At 39.7% G+C, this 10976-nt stretch carries 7 protein-coding genes and 1 pseudogene; 3 read left to right on the top strand and 5 right to left on the bottom strand.

Translation table 11 applies throughout. The features are described from left to right. Positions 1–381: 381 nt before the first annotated feature. From Xhom_RS45595 to Xhom_RS45580, 4 genes are read right to left on the bottom strand one after another with little or no spacing between them, the layout of a single operon-like run. Positions 382–561, bottom strand: a complete 180-nt coding sequence (locus tag Xhom_RS45595) for a hypothetical protein (RefSeq protein WP_420855254.1) — start codon at positions 559–561, stop codon at positions 382–384. Between the two features lie 20 nt (positions 562–581). Then, on the bottom strand, positions 582–698 hold the full coding sequence (locus Xhom_RS45590) for a hypothetical protein (RefSeq protein WP_420855253.1): 117 nt from the start codon (positions 696–698) through the stop codon (positions 582–584). Continuing rightward, positions 659–787: a hypothetical protein gene (locus Xhom_RS45585; protein ID WP_420855241.1), complete on the bottom strand. Its 129-nt coding sequence runs from the start codon at positions 785–787 to the stop codon at positions 659–661. The genes Xhom_RS45590 and Xhom_RS45585 overlap by 40 nt, the downstream gene beginning before the upstream one ends. A 23-nt stretch (positions 788–810) precedes the next feature. Further along, positions 811–1269, bottom strand: a complete 459-nt coding sequence (locus tag Xhom_RS45580; protein ID WP_420855240.1) for a transposase — start codon at positions 1267–1269, stop codon at positions 811–813. A gap of 114 nt (positions 1270–1383) precedes the next feature. Here Xhom_RS45580 and Xhom_RS01505 point away from each other — a divergent pair. Further along, a pseudogene (locus tag Xhom_RS01505) lies at positions 1384–1534 on the top strand (IS1 family transposase); the annotation flags it as partial. Between the two features lie 91 nt (positions 1535–1625). Here the strand turns inward: Xhom_RS01505 and Xhom_RS01500 are convergent. Next, positions 1626–2291, bottom strand: a complete 666-nt coding sequence (locus Xhom_RS01500; protein WP_069317111.1) for a TetR family transcriptional regulator — start codon at positions 2289–2291, stop codon at positions 1626–1628. Between the two features lie 296 nt (positions 2292–2587). Between Xhom_RS01500 and Xhom_RS01495 the strand changes: the two genes are divergently transcribed. After that, complete coding sequence (locus tag Xhom_RS01495) at positions 2588–9781, top strand: amino acid adenylation domain-containing protein (protein WP_069317110.1); 7194 nt, start codon at positions 2588–2590, stop codon at positions 9779–9781. Further along, complete coding sequence (locus Xhom_RS01490) at positions 9774–10970, top strand: FAD-dependent monooxygenase (RefSeq protein ID WP_069317109.1); 1197 nt, start codon at positions 9774–9776, stop codon at positions 10968–10970. Before Xhom_RS01495 ends, Xhom_RS01490 begins: the two co-directional genes overlap by 8 nt. Positions 10971–10976 lie beyond the last annotated feature (6 nt).

Below are 10976 nucleotides of genomic sequence, written 5' to 3'. Positions count from 1 at the left end.
TTTTTGGACAAGCATTAACGAATGGTGCTTGGTGATAATATGTTTATGAATTCGGAATGTTCGTTTGTTTGATCGTCAAATTAAACTAATATATCCTCTATAATGGTTAATTAAATTAATTATTTTATTATTATCTTTACGGTAATGTTTTTTATTGATGTTTTTTTGTTAGAGAAATGATTACAGAAAATATTTTTAATTATGGTCATATATGAATAATTGATTCAGAGAGTTGAGAAAAAATTCTTATAGCATCCATTGTTAAAAGTGAAATTGTTTTTGATTACCGTGGTAACCTTTTGTCCTCTTAATATTTCGGTTTTATTCCCGTACTTACGGGGAACACTCATGATGCTTACCCTTACTTAACCCAAATTCTGCTTAAGCCGTCACTAAGTCATCTTCTCCCGAATGGAAAAGATGACTTAGTGACGGTTTCTTCTTTTTCAAACAATAGGCAATGAGTCCCCCCAACACGGTTAATAGAAATCTCTTGATACTGCGGTGATGTGAGTGTTCTATCTGAGAGATATTATTTAACTGTCCATTGATCGTTTCAATAATAAAGCGATTTTATAACATTATCTTATCCCACTCAGCGAGGTCTGTGCTTTCATATTACGACGCTTTTGAGTGATGAGCATTGCACCAGTGTCTGCTAAATCGTTCGTGAGCGCTTGACTGAGATAACCTTTGATGCCCCGTAAAGAGCCCCCGTTAATTCTTTGGCTAATTCACGGACTGGTTCCCGGTCATCGACATTATCGGCGGTAATATTGGTCGCCACAATTTCCCCCTGAGGGTTAACGATCAAATGCAACTTAAATTCATAAAACTATCCCATTGACGTTTTCCCCCGTCTGAGATCCCCTTAAAGACTTGATGGTGGGGAATACGGATGTTACGGCAAACACGCAGACAGGTAGAATCAATAAAAGTGATACCAATGTGTTTTCCTTTTAATCGAGTGAAATAGCAACAAAGTGGGACTAAAACGGATGGGGCTACACTGATAAAACGAGTGTAACTGAGTAAGGTCGGGAAGTCTTTATGATGATATTGCCAAATAAACCCCAGATAGAATGTTTTGAAATTCCGGTGGGCGGACATATGGAACAAGACCAAAATGACCATTATCTCGCTGAGACTCATACGATCCTGACGGTGGCGCTGACGATACCTGTTTTCGAGACAAAATTGTGTCCATTGAGGAATAAAAGCCCGACAAAAATCATCGACATCGCAGAAAAGTTCAACTAATTTATCCATTGCCTGTTCCTTTTAAGATTGGTTTTTTATCGGTCTAAAACTCTGATCTTGGAACAGCCACTTAGTTCAATTTCTTATCCAGAATTCGGGTTAACTAGCAAGTGTCTCATAAGGAAAAGTTTCACACAACGTATCGAGCGTGAGAATCTGATGTTTCGTAACCGAAATTAAGCGATTGAATCGTGAGACATTGGAGTATTCAAAGTTAGCTGAACTGCATGATAAAATCATCGGCACTTTCATTGAGCGTGAATATTATGTTTAAGACTAATCAACATCGTGAATATATAATCATGTTATAGAATATTTGCAATAGATTCCTTCCACTCGTCTGCGTTGTTAGATATTTTGGAATTTTATTTAGTACTACCAGAGTTTGATGAGTTGCTTGCAGGAAAGTTAAGACCACCTTCGATAATCAGAAATACTTTATTAAGAATATCGGAGTAAGGTACAACAGTATTGTGTGTGTTTTTCTTCCAAGTGTTATACGCAGCCCAGTGTGCATAATCTAAAATTCCTGTGATAATGCTTGGACGAATGTCATCACTAATGTTGGTACCCATTCGTTTTGCAATTAACGAAGTGATTGAATTTTTTGTATTTTCACTATATTGAAAACTCTTAGCTCTTACCAGTGGGTGATTTCTCAGTAATTCTTGTAACGTCATGAATCGATCTGCATCAAAGCCGTAAGAGCCTTTTTCACATTTCTTTACAACTTCTACAGCAGCATGTCGTAATGCCGTTATGACGGACTCACTTGACGGGCGGTGGGAGAGGGCTGTGATGAAGTCTTTATTCTCTGCTTCTTGATAATCAAGAACAACTTCTTCTTTTGAAGCAAAATAACGAAAGAAAGTGCGAGTAGAAACATCAACTTTTTCGGTAATATCTTCTATCCGTGTTTCGTCAAATCCTTTTATAGAAAAAAGTTCATAAGATGCCTTAATTAGAGCATTTCGCAACATCCTTTTTTTGCGCTCACGGCGACCAAATTCTTCTTTGTTTCTATCTATCATCTACTACCTCGTTATAAACCAAAATCTTATAATGCTTAACCTTTCATTTTAGCACGAAATTAAATATTGTAAATAATTATAAATTTCATTAAGTGTATTTTGCCTGTTGACAAATAATGTCATCTAATGACATTATTTGGTGGTATTTTTGTTCTTGTTCTTATTCTTATTCTTATTCTTATTCTTATTCTTGTAGAGAGCTATTACGCAACGACCAAAATAAGTTTTGGTTAGTTTGATTTTGTATATTTCTTTATTTGTAGAATTTATTTCATCATTTGTATGGAGTGTTGAATATGAATATTGCTACTGAACTTGCATTTCGTAACTTGCATGACACTATGTTGAACCCATATGAACAGGATATTTGGGTTGAGGCGATACGTAATCCGAATAGTTCTCAATTCACGGTAGCACTCAGTAGATCTCTGCCGAAGTCTGTTGATTTTGTTAAGTTTAGACAAGTTACTGAACAAATCTTGTCATCGGAACTTATGTTTCGTAAAGCTTTTGATAAGTATGAAGATAGTCCTAGAGTGAAAATAAACCCTTCTTTAGTGCTGCCTCAAGTCCATGATTATCAGTTCGATAATGAGCAGGAACTAGTATCTTTTTTTAGCGATTGGTCATATAAAATTTGGGATATATCGAATTCGCCTTTGATTGATATTGCTATAGGAAGAACTAATAAGAAAAATGTATTAATGGTTCGAGCTCACCATATTGTTGCTGATAGCTGGGCTTTAAATATTTTTACCCAGAAAATTCTGGATGCCTATGAAGGTAACGTAAGAGATACTGAGAATGAACACCTAAATTTAAAAAAAATTGTAACATCCTCCTCTGTAAGTGAAGAATTTGATTTTAATAAATCACTTAATAAAATTGTATCTCAAATTAAAGATGTTGATCCGGTATTATTTTCTAAGAATTGGAGTGGAAATTCTAATTACCAAGATATTAGAAAAACTTTTAGAATTTCGGCTGTTGAGGTAATGCGCGGAATAGATAGAGGGTTTACTCCATTTATGACTGTTGCTACAGCTCTATCTATATTACTCTCGAATATATATGGAAATGAAAAATTTTTCATAGGTGTTCCTTTTCTAAACAGGAACGAAAATGAAATTACTTCTATTACGCAAAAGGCTAATTTCCTTCCTGTCAAGATTGAAGTTCATTCAAATTCCACTCCAAGCCAAATTAGCTTGGCTATCAAGGATAAAATAACCTTCCTCAAGGCGCACCAAGCGGTACCTTTAGGAAAGCTCATATCTGAGCTCTCGCGAGCAACAACTTCTCGACAATTATTTGATGCAACTATTTCGTACCTACGATATCCGCAGGATTGTGTTAAATCCGACAATGGTGAATTTATCAAGAATGTTGCACATGTGCATGAGCAAGATGCTATTGCAATACACATGCACACTTATGGCAATAATACTGATGTCTATGGTGAGATTTGTTTAAATCCATCGGCTTTCACTAATGAGATGACTGCAAGAGCTTTTGCTGAAACTCTGATTCAGCTTGTAAACCATCTCCATGAGAAACTTGATGAGTATGTTTCCCAAATCGATCTTCTCACACCGAAACAGATTAGTTTCCTGAAAAAGTATGAGAATGGTCCAATAAAACCTTACAGCCGAACTGAAACAGTTATCTCCTTGTTTGAGGCTAAAGCCAAACAGTTTCCACACAATATTGCCTTGCGTGGCCAAGATAGGGGGGGAGTGTCGTATGCTCAATTAAGTGAATGGTCATCTTCTATTGCCTATGCTTTAGAAACACGAGGTATCAATCCTGGAGATATCGTCGCAGTATCACTTGAACGGTCGCCGGAAATGATCGCTGCAATATTTGGAGTTCTGAAAGTAGGTGCTGCATATCTGCCTATCGACAGTGAATATCCTGAGGACCGTGTCAGATATATGCTCGAGGATAGTCGTGTCAAAGTGGTAATTTCAAATCTGCCACATGTCATTTCAGTTGACGATTCACGGCATTTTGATCCTACCTCTGTGGCGAAAAAGCTTGATAGTCATATTGTCTGTAACATCAGAACGCGACCAGACTCCGCAGCATACGTTATATACACATCAGGGTCGACTGGTCGTCCAAAAGGGGTTGTTGTCGAACACCACTCTGTTATTAATCGGCTTGAATGGATGCAGGAAGTTTATGCCTTGAATACGACAGATGTCATTCTCCAGAAAACACCAATTTCCTTTGATGTGTCGGTGTGGGAGCTATTTTGGTGGGCAATAACAGGAGCATCAGTGGTTCTTCTCAAACAAGGGGCTCAACGTGACCCACGAGAATTGATCCGAGCAATTTCCATGCACGGTGTAACTGTTGTACATTTTGTTCCTTCAATGTTTGAGCCCTATGTACAAGCTCTTGCTGAAGATGTGAATAGTTTAGATGCCGTGTCAGGACTTAAATGTTTATTCATGAGTGGTGAAGCTCTCACTCCTGCAGTTGTAAATAGATATAAGAAACTTTTCATGCAGGATAGACAACCTCCGAGACTAATAAATCTCTATGGCCCAACAGAGGCCACGGTAGATGTTACTTATTATGAATTGAACCTTGAACAAAGGGAAAAAATCGTATCTGTACCTATAGGTTTTCCGATAAACAATACTTCTATCAGGATTGTGTCACATCATGGACAGAGATTACCAATTGGTATACCAGGAGAACTCCAGATTGGAGGAGTTCAGCTCGCACAAGGTTATTTGAATCGACCAGACTTAACCTCAGATAGATTTATTTTTGATCAGAGTGAAAGAAGCTCTCGTTGGTATCGCTCTGGTGATCTCGCAGCTTGGGATAAAGATGGTTCTATTATTTATCTTGGTAGGATTGATGGGCAGGTGAAGATCCGTGGGAACCGTATTGAGCTTGGTGAGGTGAAGAATGCGCTTCTTGGGCTTCCGGAAATACAGAAAGCGGAGGTCCTAATAGAAGATGATGAAATTCGGGGAAAACATCTGATTGGAATATATGTGGCGAAGAAGGATGTGGACGAGCGTAAAATCCGCGAACAATTAGCAAAGATTCTACCAATCGTCATGATTCCGACAAGATTTGAACGGTTGGAAAGTATTCCGCTTACTCCTAACGGAAAATTCGATCACAGTAAGGTTACCCGTGCGCTCTGTACAAAAAAAGATGTTCTTCCATCAGTTGAGCTGGGAGAGGGTGAAACAATTGTGGTCAAAGTCTGGAGCAAAATCCTTGGCCAACATAACATCTATCCTGACGACGATTTTTATGTTCTTGGTGGAGATTCCATCCTGATGCTGAAAGTACGATCCGAATTGGAGGCTTATGATTATAGGGTGGGGCTTACAGAGCTTGCACAGTATACTACAGTTCGTACTTTGGGAAACATTCTTAATAGGCTCTCGGAAACTCAACAGGTTGCAAAAGAGCCACTATCTTCGTTTGCTTTGGTAAGTGAGCTAGATCGAGATAAATTGAGACATCATGATTACTACGATGCATATCCTGCATCGCAGTTGCAACTTGGCCTCATTTACCATAGTTACGAGAGTAGAGAAGGACGTACCTATAAAGATGTGTTCCGTTACACTATCAAGACTATGTGGGATGAAACCGCATTTAAGCTAGCTTTGCAGGCACTAATTTGGCGGCATCCTGCATTGCGAACTACGTTCAATTTGAGTGATTTTGATAGGCCACTTCAAATCATCAAGAATGACGTTCCTGTTGAAGATGTTTTGTTAATCTCTACACCAGAAGCTAATGTGTATGAAGATACAATCATGAATCATTTTGATAAGTGGTCTCGTTATAACTACAATTTTGATTCTGGACCTCTTTTTCATGTAGGTATTTTTATTAGAAAAGATTCTGGACTCATTGATCTTATCTTAAGTTTTCATCATGCGATCCTTGATGGTGGAAGTGTTGCAAATTTTATTCGTGAGCTCCTATTATCCTATGCGGGGAAAACTGACGATGTTGAACTCGGATATACAGTAAAAGAGCTACCTAATCCATCACTCTTTGTCCAAAATGAGATCGAAGCGATCGAGGTAGAAGAGCATCGAGAATACTGGCAGGAATACCTCAGTGAAACTCCCAATACACTTCCTATTGGTTTAGCAAAATATTCGAAATTACCATCCCAAGGAATGTTTTCCTACCGTTTTAAAGTTGATCCTAAACTTGACACAGCCTTACGAGACTTAGCTAAAACGGTTCAATTACCTGTAAAATCTTTCTATCTTGCTGCACATAGTGTCGTAATGGCTTTGATGAGTGACAGCGAGGAATTGGTTACTGGGGTAGTGACTCATACTCGTCCAGATATCAGGCATGCTGAACATCTCCTCGGGTTATTCTTGAACACTGTACCTTTGCGGGTCAGTGTAAAGGGATTGACATGGATTCAGCTTGCTGAAACTGTCCATCGACATGAAAAGAAAAATCATAGACATCGACGTTTTCCCTTGAGCGAAATACAGGCCTATGTCAACACAATCACGGTTCAGACTGCATTCAACTACATACACTTCCATGTCCTTCAGGATGTAAGTTCTAAGACGGATATCGAAATCCTTGGTTTTGAGCCCAGAGAAGAGACGAATTTTGCTATCCTCGTGAATGTAATGCGTGATTTTGCGAGGGAACAAGTCAGCATTCGGATTGATCTTGACGGAAATTTATACTCAAGAGAACAAGGAGAAACATTCGTAAGTTTATTCAGGCTGGCGCTTGAAAAAATCGCTTGTTGGCCACATTCTGCCGTAACTTTGAGCCAATCACTTTCTGCTCAAGGGAATATCATTCCTTCTCTGTCGGAAGAACCGTTTGAATCGATCCCAATTCTCATTCGACGAGCTGTAGAAAGTAATCCAACTAGTATCGCTGTTACGCATGGCAGTAACGAGTTGACTTATGAGGAGCTCTGGAAGGTGAGTGCAAGCATTGCATTGTTACTTCATGAAAGAGGAGTAAAAATGCATGATGTTGTTGGAGTTGCGTTACCAAGATCATTTGAGCAAATTGCGGCGATTATCGCTATCCTCCGTATAGGCGCTGTGTGTCTTCCGATTGATATTTCATATCCTGCTAGCCGCATAAAGCTGATTCTAGATATTGCTGAACCTGCTGTCTTGATTACAGTGCCTGAAGTCACTGAATTACCAAATTTCGAGCGGTTGCTAATCTTGGAAGATGCTATTATCCCAAAGATTACTGTAGATATTGATACAGAAGTTACTCCAGCGGATATAGCCTATATTCTGTTTACTTCTGGCTCAACAGGTGTACCAAAAGGTGTTGCTATGCCTCACAGGGGCTTAGCTAATCTTATTAATTGGCAAAATCGTATCAGCAGTGGATCACAGGTTCTGTCAACGTTGCAATTTGCTCCTTTGAGCTTTGATGTTTCTTTTCAGGAGATATCGTCTACACTTGCGGCTGGCTCCATATTGCATCTTATAGATGAATCTGAACGAAGGGATCCTGTAGCTTTGCTTCGCCTTTTAGATCGTAAGGCTGTTGAACGGATCTTCCTGCCCTATATCGCTTTGCAGCAACTCGCTGAGACAGCTGTATCACTTGGTTTATTTCCACAGAAATTACGCGTAGTTGCATCCTCAGGTGAGCAACTACGCGTTACTCAGGAAATCCGTTACTTCATTGCTGGCTTGAAAGGAGGTATGCTGGAAAATCAGTATGGGCCGACAGAGACTCATGTTATTGCGTACAATAACATGAGTGGCGATTCAGCATATTTTGCTCCACTACCACCAGTTGGCACACCAATCAGTGGTGTTGGTATTATTATCCTCGATCAACATTCAGATGTGGTGCCTGCAGGTATTCCAGGTGAAATTTGTGCGTATGGTAAGGCATTGGCATCAGGTTACTACCGTGCTCTAAATCAAACGCATCAAAAATTCGTAAAGCATCCCGATATACCAGGAGGTGTTTTCTACCGAACTGGTGATATAGGTATTCAATTACCGAGTGGTGAAATCATCAGTCTTGGCCGCAATGATATGCAGATTAAAGTACGTGGCTATCGGATTGAACCATCTGAAGTAGAGCTAAAAATCCACCGCTTTTTTGAAAAAAAAGGGAAAAGTATAGAGGTAGCAGTGGTCGCTTGCCGCCGTGATGATCTTGATTCTTATCTCGTCGCTTTTCTTGTAGGGAAAGAAGATCACAACATACAAGAACAGTTACTGCAATATCTTGGATCGGAGTTGCCACCATATATGGTTCCATCCTATCTTGTTTGGATAGACTCTCTTCCAAAAACACCAAGCGGTAAGCGCGACGATGCAAGGCTCAGTCAGCTGAAAATCAGAAGTGAGTCAAACAGAGAATATCGTGCGCCAAAAGACCAATACGAGCATGAGCTTTGCAAATTGATTGCTGAGTTGTTGAAGATTCACCAAATTTCTCCAGAACAGAATATTTTCGATTGTGGCGCAACCTCGCTGACAGCAATGCGTATTGTTGTTATTGTTGAAAAATTATATGGTATCAACGTGCCCCTTTCCGTATTTGTCAGTGCTCCCACCATTGCTCAGCTTGCAGAATTAATCCGTAGTGGTGGGGGAGAATTCAAGTTTGATCCGCTTGTACCACTGCGTGAAACTGGTTGCCGTAGTCCTCTTTTTCTCGTGCATCCGATGGGGGGGAATATCCTTTCGTATCTGCGTATGCTTCCTTACCTTCCTAAAGATCAACCAATTTACGCATTGCAGGCATCGGGCGTTGATATAGGTTCTTCGCCAATTCCAACTATCGAAGAGCAGGCAAAATTCTATATCGAAAAGATAAAGCAAGTTCAGCCAAATGGTCCATATGTGATTGGTGGATGGTCGTATGGTGGTTTTATCACTTTCGAAATAGCAAACCAGTTAATCCGAGCTGGTGATACTGTTGCTAATATTTTGATTCTTGACACGATGGCACTTAATTCACATGCACAGGGTAAGGCAAGTGATGATGCTTTGCTCACATGGTTCTTCTGGGAATTATTGTGGACGTCCAGAGGATCGTCATTACCCGTTCAAATTGTTCCGCCAGAGATTATAGATCTGCAGGAGCGCTTCAATTATATAACGGATTATGCGATCAAAATTGGTGCAATTCCAGCTGGTAGCACAAAAGCAGTCATGTATCGGCTTTTTGATGTATACCGAACAAATTGGCAAGCTGCGACGGAATATAATGTAGGTCGTCCGAACTTAGATATTACGCTTATTCGCGCAAAAGAGCCGCTCCCTACGATATTACGTGAGATGCATGACACTATATGTAGTGAATATAAAGATCCTAAGAATGGATGGGGAGACAAAACCTCAGGAAAAATAAAAGTGATAGAGATAGATGGAAACCATCTCACAATAATGGAAGAACCGTATGTTAAGGAATTAGTACAGACTATCGTCCACGAGATTAATGCTGCAAGTGAGGTACTGGAAAATGAGTAAAAATCCAACTGCGTTAATTATAGGAACTGGTGTTGGTGGCTTATCCGCTGCAATAGCATTAGAAAATATTGGATGGTCTGTCCAGCTTTTTGAGAAATCAGATGGTTTGAGAACTACTGGCTCAGGACTTTCTGTAATGTCCAATGCTAGTGCGGCCATGAAAAAGCTTCTTGGCATTGATCTTGATCTGAAAAGTTATGGTGCTGAAATTCATAACTTTGAGATACGTCACAAATCGGGAATACTTCTTAAACGTCTCCCTATGCAAGAAATTTCGAATCAGCAAGGTGCTCCCTGTATTTGTATTTCAAGGGAGAAGTTACAACAGTCTTTGCTCAATCATCTTGGTGATACAAGTATGATATTTGGAAAACGAGCGGTTGGTTATGTAGAAACCACTGATGGTATACAACTCAATTTTGATGATGGCACTGTTTATCACGGAGATATTTTAGTGGGAGCTGATGGATTTTATTCATCTATTCGGGAATCAATTGGAACGGAATCTATAATTCAGGAGGCAGGCTACATTTGTTGGCTTGCATTGGTAAAGTACTCTCACCCGCAAATTACTCAGGGATATGTCGTTCATTACTGGGGTAGCGGAAAGCGTATTGGTATCATTGATATTGGTAATGGTTGGGTGTATTGGTGGGGGACAGCCAATATGTCGCCATATGAAGCTAAATCATGGCAAGGCACGAATAAGGATATTGCAGAATTTTATAGCAGCTGGCCAGATCTTGTTCTCGATATCATCCTTTCAACTGATAGCACCTCCATCATTACTGTTGATGCGAAAGACAGAACCTTTCCTGAAACTTGGACTAAGGGACGAGTAACACTCCTTGGTGATGCTGCTCATCCAATGCTCACAAGCCTTGGTCAGGGCGCAGGATTATCCATTGAAGATGCAGCTGTTCTCGGTTATGTCCTCAGAAATACTGATGATTATACGGAAGCTTTAAAGAGATATGAGGTTATTAGGCAGCCGCGCGCGCGCGCTATCGTTAATGCTTCTCGAGCATTAAGTGAGATCGAGCAATACGACTCTTTGGTTCCACGATTAAAACGCGATATGGGTATGTTGTTTGCGTCTCAAAAGACTATAAGGGATAAGCTTAAAGAGTCATTACTGTTTAACGATATTATTGTTCAGGATAATTATAATACGAAAAATATTTATTAAATAACA

It is taken from the genome of Xenorhabdus hominickii, assembly GCF_002632725.1.
GTDB classification, from domain to species: domain Bacteria; phylum Pseudomonadota; class Gammaproteobacteria; order Enterobacterales; family Enterobacteriaceae; genus Xenorhabdus; species Xenorhabdus hominickii.
Note: the sequence above shows the minus strand (reverse complement) of the source record. Positions and strands in the feature narration are given on the sequence as shown.

Coding starts and splice junctions, on each gene's coding strand:
- Xhom_RS45580 (WP_420855240.1), bottom strand. CDS start 1,269: ATGGATAAATTAGTTGAACTTTTCTGCGATGTCGATGATTTTTGTCGG.
- Xhom_RS01500 (WP_069317111.1), bottom strand. CDS start 2,291: ATGATAGATAGAAACAAAGAAGAATTTGGTCGCCGTGAGCGCAAAAAA.
- Xhom_RS01495 (WP_069317110.1), top strand. CDS start 2,588: ATGAATATTGCTACTGAACTTGCATTTCGTAACTTGCATGACACTATG.
- Xhom_RS01490 (WP_069317109.1), top strand. CDS start 9,774: ATGAGTAAAAATCCAACTGCGTTAATTATAGGAACTGGTGTTGGTGGC.